Genomic DNA, 19,206 nt, shown 5'->3' on the forward strand with positions numbered 1-19,206 from the left:
TTATTTTTCTTTCATTCTATCATTGTAGTAATTTTTTCTTCCATTCTTCAGGCCACGGTTCGCCTCTTCCCGTTTTTTTCGATGCTTGAACCATCATTCCACGACCAACTAAACAAACTTCTCCTGCCGTATTCTTCACCATGTAATGCAAATCTAAAGAAGAATTCCCAACCGATCCCGCTTTTACATACACCTTCAACTGTTCATCAAAATATATTTGCTTAATAAAATTACATTGTAAATCTGCAACAACGATCATCGTTTCTGAAGATTCATGCGTCCATTCTTGCATAAACCCAAGTTCTTTAAACAATGCGATACGTGCTTCTTCAAAATAGGTAAAGGCAACGACATTATTTACATGCCCAAACATATCTACTTCACCAAAACGAACTTTTACAGGATTGTAAAATGAAAAACCACTTTCCCATCGCTCAAAGTCTTCAATATAAGAAATCCTCTTCATTGTTTCCTCTCCTTTTCGCCTTTAAAATAAACAGAATAAACAGAAAAATAAAGTTATAAATATTGCCTCTTCAACATGAAGAGGCAATATTTATTAATAGTTATTGTCGCTACCAAAGAAATCTTTAAACGATTGAATTGTTGTATCACGGTTTAATGCCGCAATTGAAGTTGTTAATGGAATACCCTTTGGACATGATTGCACACAGTTTTGAGAGTTACCACAGTTTGCAAGTCCTCCATCTCCCATAATTGCACGTAAGCGATCTGCTTTATGCATTTCACCCGTCGGATGTGAGTTGAATAAACGAGCTTGTGATAACGGTGCTGGTCCAATAAAGTCAGATTTACTATTTACATTTGGACATGATTCTAAGCAAACACCACATGTCATACATTTTGAAAGCTCATAAGCCCATTGACGTTTCTTCTCAGGCATTCTTGGTCCTGGTCCTAAGTCATACGTACCATCAATTGGAATCCAAGCTTTAACGCGTTTTAGAGCGTTAAACATGCGACTACGGTCAACTTGTAAGTCACGTACAACTGGGAATGTCTTCATTGGTTTTAAGCGAATTGGTTGTTCTAACTGATCAATAAGAGCTGTACATGATTGACGTGGTTTTCCGTTAATCACCATCGAACATGCGCCACATACTTCCTCTAAACAGTTCATATCCCATGCAATCGGAGTCGTTTGGTTTCCTTTTGAATCAACAGGATTACGACGAATTTCCATCAGTGCCGAAATAATGTTCATATTTGGACGATATGGAATTTCAAACTCTTGGTCAAACTCTTGTGCATCTGGTCCATCTTGTCTCGTAATGATGAGGCGGATTGTTTTCTCAGACATGTTGCTTATCCCCCTTCTCTTCACCCTTAGCAGCTACATCATGTTTTGAAGAATAGTCACGTTTACGTGGTTTAATTAATGAAACATCCACTTCTTCGTAATGGAATGCTGGTGCATTTCCTTCTCCTTCAAATTTCGCCATCGTAGTTTTTAAGAAGTTTGCATCATCACGATTTGGGAATTCAGGTTTGTAATGCGCCCCGCGGCTCTCATTACGGTTATATGCGCCAATTGTAATGACACGTGCTAACTCAAACATATTTGCAAGTTGGCGTGTAAATGAAGCACCTTGGTTACTCCATCTCGCTGTATCGTTAATGTTAATGCGTTTGTAACGCGCCATTAACTCTTCAATTTTCGCATCAGTTTCTAGTAGCTTTTTATTTTCACGAACTACTGTAACGTTATCTGTCATCCATTCTCCAAGCTCTTTATGAAGAACATATGCATTTTCGTTACCATCAAGCGTTAAAATATTGTTAAATTTCTCTGTTTCGATTAATTCATTTTGCTCATATACAGTAGATGAAACAGCATCAGACGATTTAGAAAGACCTTTCATATACTCAATCGCGTTCGGTCCTGCTACCATACCACCGTAAATTGCTGATAATAGTGAGTTCGCACCAAGGCGGTTTCCACCGTGCATAGAATAATCACACTCACCTGCTGCAAATAAACCTGGAATACTTGTCATCTGCTTATAATCAACCCATAGTCCGCCCATTGAATAGTGAACTGCTGGGAAGATTTTCATTGGTAGTTTACGAGGATCATCACCTGTAAACTTCTCATAGATTTCAATAATTCCACCAAGTTTAATATCTAGTTCTTTCGGATCTTTATGAGAAAGATCTAAGTACACCATGTTTTCACCGTTAATACCTAGTTTTTGCTCTACGCAAACGTCAAAGATTTCACGCGTTGCAATATCACGAGGTACAAGGTTTCCGTAAGCCGGATATTTTTCTTCTAGGAAGTACCATGGTTTACCATCTTTATATGTCCAAACACGGCCACCTTCACCACGTGCCGATTCACTCATAAGACGTAATTTATCGTCTCCAGGAATTGCCGTTGGATGAATTTGAATGAACTCGCCGTTTGCATAATATGCGCCTTGTTGATATACAGCAGAAGCTGCTGTACCTGTATTAATAATAGAGTTAGTTGATTTTCCAAAGATGATACCAGGGCCCCCTGTTGCCATAATCACGGCATCAGCTTGGAAACTTTTAATCTCCATTGTTTGTAAGTCTTGTGCAACGATTCCTCGGCACACACCTTCGTCATCAACAACAGCTCGTAAGAAATCCCAACCTTCATATTTCGTTACAAGTCCTGCTACTTCGTGACGACGTACTTGCTCATCTAATGCGTATAGTAATTGCTGTCCAGTTGTTGCACCAGCAAATGCTGTACGGTGATGTTGTGTTCCACCAAAACGACGAAAATCAAGAAGTCCTTCTTCCGTACGGTTGAACATAACACCCATACGATCCATTAAATGAATAATACCAGGTGCTGCTTCACACATTGCTTTAACTGGTGGTTGGTTCGCTAAGAAGTCCCCACCATAAATTGTATCGTCAAAGTGGATCCATGGAGAATCCCCTTCACCTTTCGTATTTACGGCACCGTTAATTCCACCTTGGGCACATACAGAATGCGAACGTTTTACTGGTACTAAAGAAAACAGTTCAACATTTACTCCTGCTTCCGCCGCTTTAATCGTTGCCATTAAGCCAGCCAAGCCACCGCCGACTACTATAAGTTTCCCTTTCATGCTCTCCCACTCCTTACTGGTTTGCTAGCTGTGGATCGATGAACGCTAATAATGCACTCACACCTACATAAGATAGACCTAAGAATATAGCTAATGTTACATAAGTAGAGATTCTTTGTGAACGTGGAGATACTGTAATTCCCCAGCTGATGCAGAATGTCCATAGTCCATTTGCAAAGTGGAAAATTGTTGAAACAACACCGACCAAGTAAAATGCAAACATAGCTGGATTGTTTAAAATATCTGCCATCATATCATAGTTTACCTCTTTACCTAGCATTGCTTGAATACGAGTTTCCCAGACGTGCCAAGAAATGAAAATCAGTGTAACGATACCTGAAATTCTTTGGAAGACGAACATCCAGTTACGGAAATAACCGTAAGAAACCGCATTGTTCTTAGCTGTAAATGCAATATATAAGCCATATATAGCATGGTACAGTATCGGTAAAAAGATGATGAAAATCTCTAGCGCGTACCGGAATGGAAGGAGCTCCATAAAGCCTGCAGCTTTGTTAAAAGCCTCTGCTCCTCGTGTTGCAAAGTTGTTTACAATTAAATGTTGCGTCAAAAAGACACCAACCGGGATGACCCCCATTAATGAGTGCCACTTACGAAACGTATACTCGCGGCCTTTCATGTCCCCATTACCCCCCTTGAATGTTTGACTGCTGTTTTCAGATTAGTTTACAACAATAATGTTTTTTCACTATTGGCATAAGAAAAACTGAAAAAATTATTCGAAATATTTCAGCATAATTTGATACCAAGTTCATTTTACTCCTATTTTTGTCGAAGCGTCAAGAAAACGTATACATAATTTGCATATAATTTGCCAATTCTTTTTTTCTTCTTATATATTCAGATTTCCCCAAAGAAAAATCTGTTTTTATAAATGAGAAATGTTATATAATAATCCCTATAGAAAGAGGGGAATATTGTGAGTAAAAATACAATCGATACAACATCTTTAGAAGATGTTTCATTGAACGCCTTCGCTTATGAATTGCTACGTGAAGAATTACTACCTGATTTAATCGGTAACGATTTAGATGGTATTTTATACTGGTCTGGTAGAAACCTTGCAAGAAAATATCCACTAGAAACAATTGAAGAAGTCATTCAGTTCTTTGAAAAAGCTGGCTGGGGCACTTTAAGTATTATTGAACATAAGCGTCGTGAAATGCAGTTCCAACTTAAAGGCACACTCATCGCTGAACGTCAAAAACAAAACAGACATTCTTCTTATCAATTAGAAGCTGGATTCATCGCTGAACAAATTCAAAAGCAACGAAACGTCGTTGCAGAGTCCTATGAAGAAAAGAAAAAACGTTCAGACTCTATTACATTTCTTGTGAAATGGGATATAAAAGATCTCATTGAAGTGTAGCATTACCTACAGTCAACTAGACATATAAGTTTAGTTGACTTTTTTGTATTTTCATTCAGTTAGGTTTATTTTAAATCTTCAGAAATTATACCAGAAAATAGAAGACGTTGTAAACTACAACGTCTTCTTATCTGTTAAATAAGTATAAATCGTCTCTGCGACATTTTTCGGCATACCCGCTTCGACAAATTCAGCTAAAGAAGCTTCTTTCATCTTCTTTAATGAACCAAAATGTTTCAACAATATCTTTTTTCGTTTATCTCCAATTCCAGGAATATCATCCAGTGCTGATTGAATGACAGATTTCCCGTGTAATTGACGATGGAATGTAATCGCAAATCGATGCACTTCATCTTGAATGCGCTGCAATAAATAAAATTCTTGGCTATTTCGCTCAAGCATCACAGGTTCAGGTGGATCTCCAATAATTAAATGGGAGGTTTTATGTTTGTCATCTTTTACAAGCCCTGCCATCGGAATATATAAACCGAGTTCGTTTTCTAGAACATCACTTACAGCTGCCAGATGCCCTTTTCCACCATCAATAATGATTAAATCTGGTAAAGGCAAACTCTCTTTCAGTGCCCTTGTATAACGGCGTCTCACAACTTCTCTCATAGACTCATAATCATCTGGTCCTTGAACCGTTTTAATTTTATATTTCCTATATTCTTTCTTAGCTGGTTTCCCATCGATAAAAGCAATCATTGCAGAAACAGGATTTGTCCCTTGAATATTTGAGTTATCAAACGCCTCAATACGATAAGGTGTTTCAATCCCGAGCTGCTTCCCTAAATGATCTACCGCCTTAATCGTTCGCTCTTCATCACGTTCAATTAAGTAGAATTTCTCTTCAAGAGCAATCTTCGCATTTTTATTTGCTAATTCTACAAGATCTTTTTTCTTACCACGTTTCGGCTGTGTCGCTTCAACTTCTAAAAAGCGCTCTACTAACTCTGAGTCTATACTTCCTGGAACGACAATTTCCTTAGGCTTAAAATGACTGCTGTTCTCATAAAATTGACCGATAAACGTTAAAAATCCCTCTTCTGGTTCATCGTAGATTGGAAACATAGAAACATCACGTTCAATTAGCTTTCCTTTTCGAACGAAGAAAACTTGAACACACATCCATCCTTTATCAACTGCATACCCAAACACATCACGATCCACTAAGTCACTCATAATCATCTTTTGTTTTTCCATAATCGCATCGATATGAGCAATTTGATCCCGCAACTCTTTTGCACGTTCAAATTCTAGTTTCTCTGAAGCTTCATACATCTTTGTTTCTAATTCTGAACGAACTTCTTTATGCCCACCATTTAGAAACTTAATAATTTCATCTACAATTTCTTTGTTTTGTTCTTCCGTCACTTCTTTCACACAAGGCGCTAAACATTGACCCATATGATAATATAAACAAACTTTATCTGGCATATTTGAGCACTTACGAAGCGGATACATACGATCTAGCAGCTTTTTCGTTTCATGAGCTGATTGTGCATTCGGATAAGGACCAAAATACTTCCCCTTATCCTTTTTTACATTTCGCGTAATAAGTAATCGCGGCTGTTTCTCAGCTGTAATTTTAATAAAAGGATATGTTTTATCATCTTTTAATTGAATATTATATTTTGGATCATGTTTTTTTATTAAGTTTAACTCTAAAATGAGAGCCTCTAGATTTGAGGAGGTTACAATATATTCAAAATCTACAATTTCTCCTACAAGCCGTAGTGTTTTTCCATCATGTGAACCAGTAAAGTACGAGCGCACACGATTTTTAAGCACTTTTGCCTTTCCGACATATATAACCGTTCCTTGCTTATCTTTCATTAAATAACAACCAGGTTGATCTGGTAAAATAGCCAATTTTTCTTTTAAATGTTCGTGCACTCGTTACCCTCCATTTCTACATGCTTAGCATCTTTATTTTCACATGAAAACATACTATGCCAAAACACCCAACATACGTTCTTTTATTGTAACGGAAAGGTGTAAAAAAGGAAAATAAAAAAGGCTACCAAATGGTAGCCCTTTATTTTAGAAGTGTTTAGAAACTAATTCTACTAACGCTTCTTTCGGTTTGTAACCTAACGTTTGATCAACTACTTTACCGTCTTTTAATACGAAAAGAGCTGGAATGCTCATTACTTCGAATTGACGAGCAGTTTCTTGGTTTTCATCCACGTCTACTTTTACTACTTTTACTTTTTCGCCTAATTCTGCATCAATTTCCTCTAATACAGGAGCGATCATTTTACAAGGTCCACACCAAGGTGCCCAGAAATCTAATAATACAACACCTTCGCTAGTTTCAGCTGCGAAGCTTTGGTCATTTGCATTTACAATTGCCATTTTATTTCCTCCTTCAAGTATATTCTACCAAGAGTATATCATTAACTTATATACGTGGCGAATAATATGTATCGTTATGTATTGTAACAAAAAAGTGTTCCTTTATACTATATAAAAATACGGATTAAATACTAAAAAGATGAGAGACAGGGGATCTCTCACCTTTTCTATATATAGGGGTACTTCACTTGGAACTCAAGGGTACTCAAATCATGAATGTACTTTTAACTTTTTAAACTCTTCTGTTAAAAGAGGTAAGACTTCAAATAGATCGCCAACAATACCATAGTCAGCTACTTTGAAGATACTTGCTTCTGGGTCTTTATTAATCGCAACGATTATTTTTGAGTTAGACATACCAGCTAAATGCTGAATCGCACCAGAAATACCGCATGCAATGTATAAGTCTGGCGTAACAACTTTACCAGTTTGACCAATTTGTAATGAGTAATCGCAATACTCAGCGTCACAAGCACCACGAGATGCTCCAACAGCGCCGCCTAATACGTCAGCTAACTCTTTTAATGGCTTGAATCCTTCTTCACTCTTCACACCGCGTCCACCAGCGATAATAACTTTCGCTTCAGAAAGGTCAACACCTTCTGCCGTCTTACGGACGACATCTTGAATAATTGTACGTAAATCTTTCACATCTACTGTAATAGAAGACACGTCACCACTGCGAGACTCATCTTTTTCAAGCGTCGCAATGTTATTTGGACGCACTGTCGCAAATAAGATACCGTCTGTTACAATCTTCTTCTCAAACGCTTTACCAGAGTAAATTGGACGAGTAAAGATAACATTTCCACCTTCAACATCTAAAGCAGTTACGTCAGAAACTAGACCAGCTTCAAGCTTCGCTGCTAATTTTGGTGATAAATCTTTACCAAGTGCTGTATGTCCAAATACAATACCTTCTGGCTTTTCTTCAGCATATACAGCTGAAAATGCTTGTGCATAACCATCAGATGTATATGATTTTAATTTATCATTTTCAACTGTCACAACGCGATCTGCACCGTAATGAATCAATTCATTTGCAAAAGAGGCAACGCTGTCTCCAACTAGAAGACCTACTACTTCACCGCCTTCTGCAATTGTTTTTGCTGCTGCTACCGCTTCAAACGAAACGTTACGTAGCGATCCATCACGAACCTCACCCATTACTAATACTTTACGAGCCATAGATTTTCCCTCCTGCATATATAATTTCGTATTTTATTAGATTACTTTCGCTTCTGTATGGAGCAACGATACAAGTTCTTTTACTTGATCTTGCAGCTCGCCTTGTAACACTTTTCCTGCATCTTTCTTAGGAGGCAAATAGATTTCAATTGTTTTTGTCTTTGCTTCCACATCATCTTCTTCTAAATCTAAATCATCTAATTCTACTTCTTCTAGTGGCTTTTTCTTCGCTTTCATAATACCTGGAAGCGATGGATAGCGAGGTTCATTTAAACCTTGTTGTGCTGTTACTAAAACTGGTAATGAAGTTTCAATCACTTCCGTATCGCCTTCAACATCACGCTCAATCTTCACGTTTGTACCGTCAATTTCAAGTTTTGTAATTGTCGTTACGTACGGAATATTTAACGCTTCTGCTACGCGTGGACCAACTTGTCCAGATGCACCATCAATTGCAACGTTCCCGCCTAAAATTAAATCTACATCTTTATCTTTTAAATATTCAGCAAGTACTTTTGCTGTCGTGAACTGGTCACCATTTTCCACATCATCTTCAATATTAATTAATACAGCTTTATCGCAGCCCATCGCTAATGCCGTACGAAGTTCTTTCTCACTATCTTCGCCACCGACTGTTACAACAGTAACTTCGCCACCTTGTGCGTCTCTTACTTGAATTGCTTCTTCAATCGCATATTCGTCGTAAGGGTTGATGATGAATTCCGCTTCGCCATCGTAAATTGCACCGTTTTTAATTACGATTTTTTCTTCTGTATCAAATGTTCGTTTCATGAGTACGTAGATGTTCATTCCATTTACCCCCTTGTTTTTCAGAAAGATTCTATCAATTTTAATTTTCTGTTAATTTATATTAAAAAAATAATTGAACTACCTGCCACTAAATGAAGGCTTACGTTTTTCTAAAAACGCCGCTACACCTTCTCTTCCATCTTCACCCGTAAATACTTCACCAAAGATTTGAGCTTCGCGTTGTACACCTTCATAATAATGAGACGATTTCATCGTTTGCAATAACTCTAGTACAGCACGAGTCGTCGCTGGGCTTTTTCCAGCAATCTGTTTTGCAACTTTAAGCGTATCATCTAAAAATGTTTCTTCAGCAAAAACTCCGTTAACAAGTCCCCATTTTAATGCTTCTGCACCAGTAATCGGTGTACTTGTTAACATCATTTCACAAGCTTTCGCTTTCCCAACATAACGTGGTAATCGCTGTGTACCTGCAAATCCAGGAATTAATCCAAGTGTTAATTCAGGTAAACCAAGTTTTGCACTTTCAGTTGCAAAGCGCATGTGGCAAGACATAGCAAACTCAAGGCCGCCGCCAAGTGCCGCTCCATGAATTGCCGCGATAACTGGTTTTGAACATTTTTCAACACGCTCAAACGTAACTTGTCCAAGCTGCGCTAATTCTGTCGCTTGCTTCGCTTCAGTAACAGATGTAAATTCTTTAATATCTGCTCCCGCCGAGAAGAAGCGCCCTTCACCGTGAATAACAACAACACGAATGTTATCATCCTTCTCCACTTGATCAATTAATTCAGTAACGTCATGCATAACTTGTGAAGACATCGCGTTTGCCGGCGCATGATTTAACGTCGCCACCGCGATATGATCTTCAACTCTTACAGATAGGAATTTCAACATGATCCCTCCCATTATTGACGATAACCACAAGCTGCAATAAGTAGCCCATGTACCGTTTTTGAAAGTGCGACCAGATCATACTTATGATCGCTCATTACCCAATTGGTCACAACTTCATCTACTGTTCCAAAGATCATTTGTCTTGCCACGCGAACATTTAAATCCGCTTGGAATTCACCTTGCTTTATACCTGTCTCTAAAATCTCATCCATAACTTGTAAGTAGCCTTTTAATACTTCATTTATTTTCAGGCGTAAGTCTTGATTGGACTGTCTTAGCTCTAATTGCGTAACGATAGCAAGAGGATCATTTTGTGATAACAGCAAGAAGTGCGTTTCTACCAACATGAATAACTTCGATACAGCGCTTTCAATTCCTGCTGTTTTTTGACGAATTGTTTCGACAAAATCTCCCATCTTCTCTTGGAATAAGGATATTAATATATCTTCTTTATTTTTAAAATATAAATAAATCGTGCCATCAGCTACCCCAGCTTGCTTTGCTATTTTAGAAACTTGCGCTTGGTGGTACCCATTCTCCGCAATCACAATGACTGCCGCATCAATAATTTGATTGTATTTCGGTCTATTTTTCTTCACTTTACTGTCCCCTTCAAGAAGATGACTGAATGAATAGTCATTCATATTCTTATAATACTGACTATTTAGAAAAGTGTCAATCCTATTTTTTCAAAAAGAAAGGGCCTTAGCCCGTTTGCTCATCCTCATTTTTTCTTTTCTCTTCATCTATTAGGACACGGCGTAAAATTTTTCCGACTGTCGTTTTCGGCAGTTCATCTCTAAACTCATATACTTTCGGCACTTTATAAGCCGCTAAATATTTACGCGCAAACTGGTTTAATTCTTCCTCAGAACACTCCGCACCTTCTTTTAACACAACAAATGCTTTAACTGTCTCTCCCCGGTACGGATCGGGAACTCCAATCGTCACTACTTCTTGCACTTTTTCATGCTCATATAATACTTCTTCTACTTCGCGAGGATACACATTAAATCCACTCGCAACAATCATATCTTTCTTACGGTCTTTCACATAGAAAAATCCATCTTCATCCATGTAACCAACATCCCCTGTATGAAGCCATCCGTCTTGTAATACAGCTGCTGTTTCTTCTGGCTTATTCCAATACCCTTTCATAATTTGAGGACCCTTTACAACAATTTCACCAATTTCACCCGGAGGTAAAGCCTCTCCAGTTTCAAGTGACATAATGTTTGCCTCTGTATCTGGCCACGGCACACCAATACTTCCTGGCACGCGTTTTTCCCACAAAAAATTCCCATGTGTAACTGGCGACGACTCCGTTAATCCATAACCTTCTACCAATTTCCCACCTGTAACTCTCTCAAACTCTTCCTGTACTTCTACAGGAAGCGGGGCAGATCCACTAATACAAGCTTGAATAGAAGAAATATCATATTCTTTTAAGAGGGGACTATTTAATAGAGCAATATAAATGGTCGGTGCCCCTGGAAATAGTGTGACTTTATGTTTTTTTATCGCTTCAAAAACCATTTTCATATCAAACTTCGGAATCAGCACCATTTTATATCCTTGCATAATACTTAAATTCATTACAGCTGTCATCCCATACACATGAAAGAACGGAAGGACACCAAGAATTACTTCTTCCCCTTCTTTACAATTATATAGCCAATGAGCTCCCATTAAAGTGTTCGAAACAAGGTTTTTATGCGTCAACATAACGCCTTTCGGAAATCCAGTTGTTCCTCCAGTGTACTGTAAAAGAGCTAGATCATTTTCAGGATCACAAGGCACTTCAACATTAACATTATTTTCTCGTTCTACTGATTTCCATAGATGAATCGTTTCGCTTTCCGACACATTCACAACAAGATTTGCCTGCTTTTTTTGTACAAATGGATAAAGTAAATTTTTAGGGAAGGGTAAAAAGTCCGCAATCCGAGTTACGATAATATGTTCAATTTTTGTAGCAGATTGAACATTCGTTACTCTTGGAAACACTAAATCGAGACAAAGAATTACTTTTGCTCCCGAGTCATGAAGCTGGTATTCTAATTCTCTTTCTGTATATAGTGGATTTGTTTGTACTACGATACCTCCCGCAAGTAATGTACCATAATAACCAATTACAGATTGCGGACAGTTCGGCAACATAATAGCAACTCGATCACCCTTTTCCACACCGAGTTTTTGAAGATAATTTGCAAACCTCTTCACCTTATCGTGGAAGTCTGAAAATGTAATATCCTTCCCTAAAAAGTGAAGCGCTTTCTTTTCTGGATAACGGGAAGCCACCTGTTCCACATATCCATGAAGCGGCTGAATATCATAAGAAATCGTACTTGGAATTTCTTCTGGATAACTTTTCAACCATGGTTTTTCCACCTTCATTCCCCCTTCAAATACATAAAAATAAATGAATGTTCATTCATGATGGTTGGTTTCATTATATTATAGTCGCCATAACGTTACAATCATAATATTCTGACTTTTGTATAACTATGCTTCACTCCATTAACTTCTTATTATATGTATAAACTCTCCTAATCTTAAAAGAATAAGAGAGTTATTATTTAGCTTAATCTTATTATCGTTAACACAGCTCCTGGTGTAGTTGTTGATAATGTTGCAACAGCTAACAAACCAAATAGTTGCAAACTAATGGCACTTCCAGCCGCAAGAGTCGTAATAATTGTTGCACTAAATGATGTAGTTGCTAACGCAGGAGAATTGATTGTTCCAGCAAGAGGTGCACCATTAATTGTAATCCGCGAACTGACTAATAATGAAGCCGTTATATTAATCGTATATGAAATATAATAATTCCCCGCATTTGCAGCCGTAAATACTGTATTCCCCCCAGAAACAGTAATACCTGGACCAATATTTTGATTATTCGGAAGCGGGACATTCGTTCCACCAAGAAGTACCGATATCGCTGTTCCCGATGTATTATTTGCAAAAGCGTATGTTGCAGTTATACTTGTGCCAGTTGCCCCCGTGTCTCCTGTTACTCCCGTTGAACCTGTTGCTCCCGTCGCTCCTGTTGCCCCTGTTGCTCCCGTTGGACCTGTTGAACCTGTTATTCCTGTTGCTCCTGTTGGACCTGTTGAACCTGTTATTCCCGTTGCTCCCGTTGGACCTGTTGAACCTGTTATTCCCGTCGCTCCCGTTGGACCTGTTGAACCTGTTATTCCCGTCGCTCCCGTTGGACCTGTTGAACCTGTTGGGCCCGTTGCTCCCGTTGGGCCTGTGTCACCTGTTGGGCCCGTCGGACCTGTTGGACCCAGCTTAGGAACTGTCCCATCACAACTAAAACAGCATGAATCAACATGTACACCATTTTGATTATTACACCCACAATATCCATTTATATTATTGCTCCATGAAGACATGTTGATCACTTCCTTTACGTTCGATCTTTTAAGTAAAATCACCAAGTTAGAAAACACCTATCTAAATAACAAAAAAACACTTTACCTAGTGGGGATAAACACAGATTTATTCCATACATTCTAGTAATTATTACATGCGATTTGCTCTCTTTTTGCTTGTACTTTCGCCTTCTTGCTCAAACGAAATTCTTTTTCTCTATTCTGCATATACATATAAACTTCAATCCAATTGGTGTATTCATCGGCGGACTACTTGCAGTTAAAATTGTCCTTTTTTCATGGAAATTAGGATTTAGCTCAACAACCCTTGCTTTAATAGAAATCGGTATTTCAGCTCTCAGCTCAACAATTATTCAACTCTTTATCGTTAGCGCAAATTTGAATGTTGCTGTACTTGGAGCACCTTATTTCTTATGGTTGGTGAGGAAGAGTTGGAAGAAAGTTAAAAAGGAGCTTCTTGGAAGTCTCCTTTTTTATTCATTCTTATAAGGTCAAAAGGAAACTATCTTTTTTTCACGAATTTAACCTATGAACATAACGAGGAGGGATAACATGTACCAAACTATTGAAGGCTTCTTGCAATCATGGACATACGAGGCTGAGTCTACTCAAAAAATGCTCAATGCATTAACAGATGAATCTTTGTCACAAGAAATTGCACCTGGACACTGGACGTTAGGCAGAGTTGCTTGGCATATCGTGACGGCAATTCCAGTTATACTATCTGGCACAGGGCTTAAGTTTGAAGGAGAAACGAAAGATTACCCTGTACCAACTTCTGCAACAACAATTGCTGATCAATACCGTAAAGTGAGTGCAGATTTTGTTGAAGCTCTTCAAGGCGAATGGACGGATAAAGACTTAGCTACTATTAATGACTTCTTTGATCGTCCTATGCCGAATTCTATATTTTTAATGACACTTATTAATCATCAAAATCACCATCGCGGACAAATGACGGTTTTAATGCGACAAGCCGGCTTAACAGTCCCTGGCGTATATGGTCCTGCAAAAGAAGAATGGGCTGCAGCTGGAATGGAAGCTCCTAAAATGTAACTACAGAAAAAGACAAGGTGTTTACACATCTTGTCTTTTTCTGTAACTTGTTTCATGTGAAACTATTTTTACCAAATGGTTGTTTTATGGAAAAATACGTTAAAATGAATACATATTATGAAGAGGAGCAACCAAATTGAATACAAAAAATAAAAAAATAGTTATGGGAACTATTTTACTAACTTCTATTATTGGAGTTATCAGCGCATCTCTTTATTTCACAAGTTATGGTACCCCTTGGGGAAAACAAACAGCAGTTACGGAATCAAAAGAATATATTACAAAATACTTTGATCTAGATGCGGAAGTCAAAAATACTTCTTACGACGCTAAAATGAATAGCTATGCAATCTCCTTTGAGACAAGTAGAGACGGAGAGTTTACTATCGAATATAAAAGTCCTAATAACTTTAATATTTCTCCAGGAGTGCAAGAGTATTTAAGCAAACACTCCAAATTCACAGAGTAGTAACAAAGCATACATATAAGAAAAAGAGTTGGTGTAACGCCAACTCTTTTTCTTATTCTTGTCATACAATTACATCTTCCTTCTCTATATTTTTAATTCCGTAATATGCAATCGCAACTCCAATTACAGCAAGTGCTAGTTGAAGTGGAAGAAAAGTTGCTGTAGAAAACATAGGAGTATTATTAATTGCAATTGATACAACAATCAGAGATGAAACGATTGTAGTTGGCACCGAACGTTTACGCATTCCGAAATATAGAGGGATTAAACTTATTCCCGCAGTTGCAATGGCTAAAGGAACAAGGTTTATCCCTTCTTGCTTCAATTGATCTATTGTGAATGAATTAGGAAGAATTGAAAAATAGCTATCTATCCCAAAGAAAACTCCTACTACTAAAATGTTAGATACAATAACTGTTATAAATGTTACTATCGCTATAATGGCCAACTTACTACTCATCATTTTCCTCCGATTAATTGGATAAGAAAACATAAGTAGTATTGTTTTATTTTTATATTCACTAATTATTAACCTTGCGATTAACACACTACCAAAAATAATAAATGTTGCTCTTACTAATGTACTAGCCGCTAACAAAATCATCTGCGGATCTCTTATTTCTGGATCTCCTTCTATTTGAGAAACGATACTCATAGAGATCAATAATGCCAGTATAGCGATATTTGCAATAATCACTCCCCTTACATACCATCCAAGCTTAAACTTCTTCAGTTCTAGCTTCATTAAACGTAGCATGATAGTGTCCTCCTTTCTCATAAGACTTAATCAATATAAATGACTCCTGTTTCACTTAAAATCTTCGCTTCGTTTTTTGCATCACCAATAGTTCCTTCTTTTATCTTTTCTGTATTTTTATCTTTCTTAAGTCCTTTTAAATCTATCATTACGTCAGTCGAATTACTTTTAGCCGTAAGTTTCAATGATGCCGGAACACCTTTATACTGTACGCCAATATCTCCTGATTTTGTTTCTATAAATAATGATTTTCCTTCTGTCATATCTTTTAGTAATACTTCCCCAGATATTGAAGTAATGTTCATATTTTCGTTTTTTACATTTTTTACATAATTATCGCCAGTAGTAGAAGTTATATTTACTTCTTGTAATGAACTATCTTTTAACATTAAATCTCCACTTTCGGATATGAACTCACTCTTCTCTGCCGATAATCCTGTAATCATTTCATCTCCAGACTTGCCTTTTGTCACGATATTTTTTACTACTATATCTCTTATTTTCACATCACCCGATTTATTATTTAATACAATTTTATCTATTTCTTTCTTCGGAATAGCTATAGATATACTATTTTTCTTCCTAAACGTAAAACCATTAAAAACACTGGTCACCTTTTGTTTTTGCTTAATCACAATTTTATTTTCGTCATTTTCTATTTTGACGGGATCTATCTCTTTATCTACTTGTTGACCTTGGACGGAAATTACTATTTTATTAGAGTCTGTACTTTTAAATTCAATATCCCAGTTTTCATTGTCTACTTCTATTTCTTTTATATGATTTATCTCAAAAGACTTTTCTTTCTTAAAATCTTTCCCCTGAAATACCTTAAAACCAAAAACCACACTAGCAATTGTAATGAATAATATTGCAATTACTATTATTTTTTTCACCATTCATACCCCAGTTCGTTGTTGTTTTAAGCTTGCTTCACGCCACATCGATCTTGTCGATTTTACGAAACGATAGATAACTAATGAAAATTCCTAATAAACAGAGCACGATTGGGATAGCTATAAAATCATACATACTTACTTGACCGTTTCCAGGACCAACGTTACCGTTCACCATCATCCCAATTATTACTGCAGAAGTAATCGTTGTCGGTGTTGATTTCTTTCTCATCCCAAAAAATAAAGGAATTAAACTAATACCAGATATCATAAATGCACTTATAAAAGTAGCTGGAACGATAGCTATTATTTCCCCCATCGTAACAGGCGTTTCAAGTATTCCCATTATTGGATTCATACAGAATATGAGCAAACTAATAATAAATGTTGCGATTATCGTGCTCACAAAGCAAAAACTAAAAACAATTGCTAATTTCGCTCTCATTAGCATTTTCCTTTGCAGTGGGTACATAAATAGTAGCTGTATTGTTTTGTTCTTGTATTCATCAATCACTAAACGTGATAAAATAACCGATGCAAAAATAATAAATGTAATTCTAATAAAAATATTTGCTAAAGACATGTATTCCATATAGCTAGAGAACATTAAATCATCTTCTACTTTAGACCCCCATGCCATAAGACTTACTGCAGCAAAAATTGCTATAATACAAATCGCTACTCCTTTAAAATAACTAGATAATTTATGTTTTTTCCATTCGAGTTTCATTAATTGAAACATATAAACCACGCCTCCATTCTTTATATAACTCTCTCTACGCTGTTAACATTCTAATTCCAGCAGTAATTACGCTTAACATTCCTATCACTAGTAGAATTAACAACCATTTCCACTCTGGTTTCCTATAATATAAAATCCCACTTATGAACATTACGATCAATCCACTTACTAGATTCACTAACAATCCATTAAGCATGAATGCCCTCTCCATCCATTACATTTAAGAAATATTCTTCTAAGGAACTATGTTTCTTATTAATACTTTCAATTTCTACATCGTTCATAATAAGTGCTTTTGAAATGTTTTGCTGCGACGCCTTCAATTCATACACACGAATCATGTTTCCACTCATTATTTTATAATTTTTTATACCAAGTTTATCTTCTAAAATATAAGCTGCACGCTTCACATCAGGAACAGTAATTTCAATGTACTCTGTTTGTTTTCCGTTAATACTCTTTATTGAAACTTCTTTTATTAGTTTTCCATTTTGAATTACACCAATTGTATCCGCCATTTGTTCCATCTCGCCTAAAATATGACTAGAGACTAATAACGTAATACCATATTCTTTGCAGAGCATTTTAAATAAGTCTCTTAATTCTTTAATACCAATTGGATCTAAACCGTTAATTGGTTCATCTAAAATGAGTAATTCTGGCTTTGTCATGATCGCCCTTGCAATACCAAGTCGTTGCTTCATCCCTAATGAAAAATCTTTTACTTTTTTATCATCTATACCGTGCAATTTCACTAAATGTAAAGCATGATCGATTGCATTCTTGTCGTAATACCCCATATATTCACAATGTAATTCTAGGTTTTCCTTCGCCGTTAATTTATCATAAAAGATTGGATATTCGATAATTGTCCCCATGCGCTTTAACAATTCATAAGATGTATCCGTTAACTTCTCACCAAAAATTTCAATATCACCGCTCGTCGGTTTTATTAAATTTGTGATCATTTTCATAATCGTTGTTTTACCTGCACCATTCGGTCCTAAGAAACCGTATATCTCTCCCTTTTTCACATGCATGTTAACGCTAGAAATAACTTCTTTCCCTTTAAACACTTTCGTTAACTGATTCGTTTTTAATATATATGTCATGTCACTGTCTCCTTTCGCACTACCTTATACTTCTATAATAGACAACGGAAATCTCTTTTTTCTTACCCGTTCCTTACAAATTCCTTACGCTGAAAAAAAGCTTGTAGAATCTACTTCTCTACAAGCTAAAACAGCATCTTTTTTAATACAACTGTAAAAATTGTTTTTTCATACGGCTTACTAGAAAGATGTATTTTTCCATCCATCGCTTCCACAAGCCTTTTCGTAATTGTTAACCCTAAACCGCTCCCTTGGTACAATCTATTTCTTGAATCTTCAAGTGTATACATTCGCTCAAACACTTTATCAATATGAGATTCGTCAATTCCCTTTCCTGTATCCCATACATCTATATACACACTCGTTTCATCATCTCTTAACGTCATACCGAGTGTCTTTCCATCTTCTCCATATGTAATCGCATTTGATATTAAATTATTCAACACTCTACCTAATACTTCTACATTTCCAAGTGCATATATATTTCTTTCTGGTATATCAATATGAACTTGAAACCCTTTCGTCGTCACTAAATCATAAAAAGATAAAATTTTCTCGCGACAAACTTCATTCATATTTACTTTTGTCATTTCGATTGCTTTGTCACCAGATTCTAATTTTGCTAAATCAAAAAACTTATGGATCAGTTCCATTACTTCTAGTGTTTTTACATGCACCTTTTCAAGTAATATTTGCTCTTCTTCTTTATTTATCGTTTTATCCTTATTTAACATTTCTGTATATCCAAGAATAACTGTTAGTGGCGTCTTTAAATCATGTGAAATATTTGAAAGCATTTTTCTCATCGAAATTTCTACTTTTGCATGATCTGCATTCGTTTTCTGCTTTGCATCTAATAATTGATTAATTGCCACTAATAACTTTTGCAATTCTAGATCATCTGTCATAACGAGTAACTTCTCGCCTGTTTGTTCATTCACAATGCTTTCTAACTTTTCATATGTGTATCGTAAATTTTTACTACTATTTTTTCTCATTTTATATTGTATATAAATGATACATAACAATATAAAAATAATGCATATTAACAGATTGACCATA

Annotated in this window: 21 protein-coding genes; 3 read left to right on the forward strand and 18 right to left on the reverse strand. The window is 36.5% G+C overall.

Annotated elements, in window-relative coordinates; all coding sequences use genetic code 11:
• Positions 1-19 precede the first annotated feature (19 nt).
• From JDS82_RS13050 to sdhC, 4 genes are all read right to left on the reverse strand, one after another.
• The gene (locus JDS82_RS13050) at positions 20-466 is read right to left on the reverse strand and encodes an acyl-CoA thioesterase (protein ID WP_000822751.1); all 447 of its coding nucleotides are present in this window, start codon (positions 464-466) and stop codon (positions 20-22) included.
• 93 nt (positions 467-559) lie between these two features.
• Entirely contained in the window at positions 560-1,321 is a 762-nt protein-coding gene (gene sdhB / locus JDS82_RS13055; RefSeq protein ID WP_001291830.1) for a succinate dehydrogenase iron-sulfur subunit, read from the reverse strand.
• Positions 1,314-3,107 carry a succinate dehydrogenase flavoprotein subunit gene (sdhA, locus tag JDS82_RS13060; protein WP_000676749.1) on the reverse strand — a complete coding sequence of 598 codons (1,794 nt, stop codon included), beginning with the start codon at positions 3,105-3,107 and terminating at the stop codon, positions 1,314-1,316. Before sdhA ends, sdhB begins: the two co-directional genes overlap by 8 nt.
• Before the next feature lie 13 nt (positions 3,108-3,120).
• Positions 3,121-3,747, reverse strand: coding sequence for a succinate dehydrogenase cytochrome B558 (sdhC, locus tag JDS82_RS13065; RefSeq protein ID WP_000678354.1), 627 nt, complete (start codon positions 3,745-3,747; stop codon positions 3,121-3,123).
• 300 nt (positions 3,748-4,047) lie between these two features.
• Between sdhC and JDS82_RS13070 the strand changes: the two genes are divergently transcribed.
• Complete coding sequence (locus JDS82_RS13070) at positions 4,048-4,497, forward strand: YslB family protein (protein WP_000042225.1); 450 nt, start codon at positions 4,048-4,050, stop codon at positions 4,495-4,497.
• Between the two features lie 114 nt (positions 4,498-4,611).
• Here JDS82_RS13070 and uvrC read toward each other — a convergent pair whose 3' ends face one another.
• The 8 genes from uvrC to JDS82_RS13110 all read right to left on the reverse strand — a co-directional run bounded on the left by uvrC (position 4,612) and on the right by JDS82_RS13110 (position 13,112).
• Positions 4,612-6,396: an excinuclease ABC subunit C gene (gene uvrC, locus JDS82_RS13075; protein WP_000544268.1), complete on the reverse strand. Its 1,785-nt coding sequence runs from the start codon at positions 6,394-6,396 to the stop codon at positions 4,612-4,614.
• 147 nt (positions 6,397-6,543) lie between these two features.
• Positions 6,544-6,858: a thioredoxin gene (trxA, locus tag JDS82_RS13080; protein WP_001018944.1), complete on the reverse strand. Its 315-nt coding sequence runs from the start codon at positions 6,856-6,858 to the stop codon at positions 6,544-6,546.
• 210 nt (positions 6,859-7,068) lie between these two features.
• Positions 7,069-8,046, reverse strand: a complete 978-nt coding sequence (gene etfA / locus JDS82_RS13085) for an electron transfer flavoprotein subunit alpha (RefSeq protein ID WP_000101967.1) — start codon at positions 8,044-8,046, stop codon at positions 7,069-7,071.
• 36 nt (positions 8,047-8,082) lie between these two features.
• Complete coding sequence (etfB, locus tag JDS82_RS13090) at positions 8,083-8,856, reverse strand: electron transfer flavoprotein subunit beta (protein ID WP_001029035.1); 774 nt, start codon at positions 8,854-8,856, stop codon at positions 8,083-8,085.
• Positions 8,857-8,934: 78 nt separating this feature from the next.
• Entirely contained in the window at positions 8,935-9,711 is a 777-nt protein-coding gene (locus JDS82_RS13095; protein ID WP_199713428.1) for an enoyl-CoA hydratase, read from the reverse strand.
• A gap of 11 nt (positions 9,712-9,722) precedes the next feature.
• On the reverse strand, positions 9,723-10,310 hold the full coding sequence (locus JDS82_RS13100; protein WP_000742213.1) for a TetR/AcrR family transcriptional regulator: 588 nt from the start codon (positions 10,308-10,310) through the stop codon (positions 9,723-9,725).
• Between the two features lie 106 nt (positions 10,311-10,416).
• Positions 10,417-12,102 carry a long-chain-fatty-acid--CoA ligase gene (locus JDS82_RS13105; RefSeq protein WP_000414730.1) on the reverse strand — a complete coding sequence of 562 codons (1,686 nt, stop codon included), beginning with the start codon at positions 12,100-12,102 and terminating at the stop codon, positions 10,417-10,419.
• A gap of 188 nt (positions 12,103-12,290) precedes the next feature.
• Complete coding sequence (locus JDS82_RS13110; protein WP_199713429.1) at positions 12,291-13,112, reverse strand: BclA C-terminal domain-containing protein; 822 nt, start codon at positions 13,110-13,112, stop codon at positions 12,291-12,293.
• Positions 13,113-13,664: 552 nt separating this feature from the next.
• On the opposite strand from JDS82_RS13110, the gene JDS82_RS13115 reads away from it, so the two are divergent.
• Positions 13,665-14,168, forward strand: coding sequence for a DinB family protein (locus JDS82_RS13115; protein WP_199713430.1), 504 nt, complete (start codon positions 13,665-13,667; stop codon positions 14,166-14,168).
• A gap of 136 nt (positions 14,169-14,304) precedes the next feature.
• Positions 14,305-14,637 carry a YfjL-like protein gene (locus JDS82_RS13120; RefSeq protein ID WP_199713431.1) on the forward strand — a complete coding sequence of 111 codons (333 nt, stop codon included), beginning with the start codon at positions 14,305-14,307 and terminating at the stop codon, positions 14,635-14,637.
• A 61-nt stretch (positions 14,638-14,698) separates the two neighbouring features.
• Here the strand turns inward: JDS82_RS13120 and JDS82_RS13125 are convergent, their stop codons facing one another.
• The 6 genes from JDS82_RS13125 to JDS82_RS13150 form a co-directional block, all read right to left on the reverse strand.
• Positions 14,699-15,394 carry an ABC transporter permease gene (locus JDS82_RS13125; RefSeq protein WP_048562173.1) on the reverse strand — a complete coding sequence of 232 codons (696 nt, stop codon included), beginning with the start codon at positions 15,392-15,394 and terminating at the stop codon, positions 14,699-14,701.
• Between the two features lie 26 nt (positions 15,395-15,420).
• Positions 15,421-16,293 (reverse strand): DUF4097 family beta strand repeat-containing protein, encoded by an 873-nt coding sequence (locus tag JDS82_RS13130; RefSeq protein WP_048562172.1) that lies wholly within the window; start codon positions 16,291-16,293, stop codon positions 15,421-15,423.
• 34 nt (positions 16,294-16,327) lie between these two features.
• On the reverse strand, positions 16,328-17,032 hold the full coding sequence (locus tag JDS82_RS13135) for an ABC transporter permease (protein ID WP_048562171.1): 705 nt from the start codon (positions 17,030-17,032) through the stop codon (positions 16,328-16,330).
• A gap of 34 nt (positions 17,033-17,066) precedes the next feature.
• On the reverse strand, positions 17,067-17,228 hold the full coding sequence (locus JDS82_RS13140) for a hypothetical protein (RefSeq protein WP_048562170.1): 162 nt from the start codon (positions 17,226-17,228) through the stop codon (positions 17,067-17,069).
• Complete coding sequence (locus JDS82_RS13145; protein ID WP_199713432.1) at positions 17,221-18,144, reverse strand: ABC transporter ATP-binding protein; 924 nt, start codon at positions 18,142-18,144, stop codon at positions 17,221-17,223. Before JDS82_RS13145 ends, JDS82_RS13140 begins: the two co-directional genes overlap by 8 nt.
• 125 nt (positions 18,145-18,269) lie before the next feature.
• Positions 18,270-19,205, reverse strand: a complete 936-nt coding sequence (locus JDS82_RS13150) for a HAMP domain-containing histidine kinase (protein ID WP_048562168.1) — start codon at positions 19,203-19,205, stop codon at positions 18,270-18,272.
• Position 19,206 lies beyond the last annotated feature (1 nt).

The organism is Bacillus cereus group sp. N14 (genome assembly GCF_016483555.1).
In the GTDB taxonomy this organism is placed as follows: Bacteria; Bacillota; Bacilli; order Bacillales; family Bacillaceae_G; genus Bacillus_A; species Bacillus_A wiedmannii.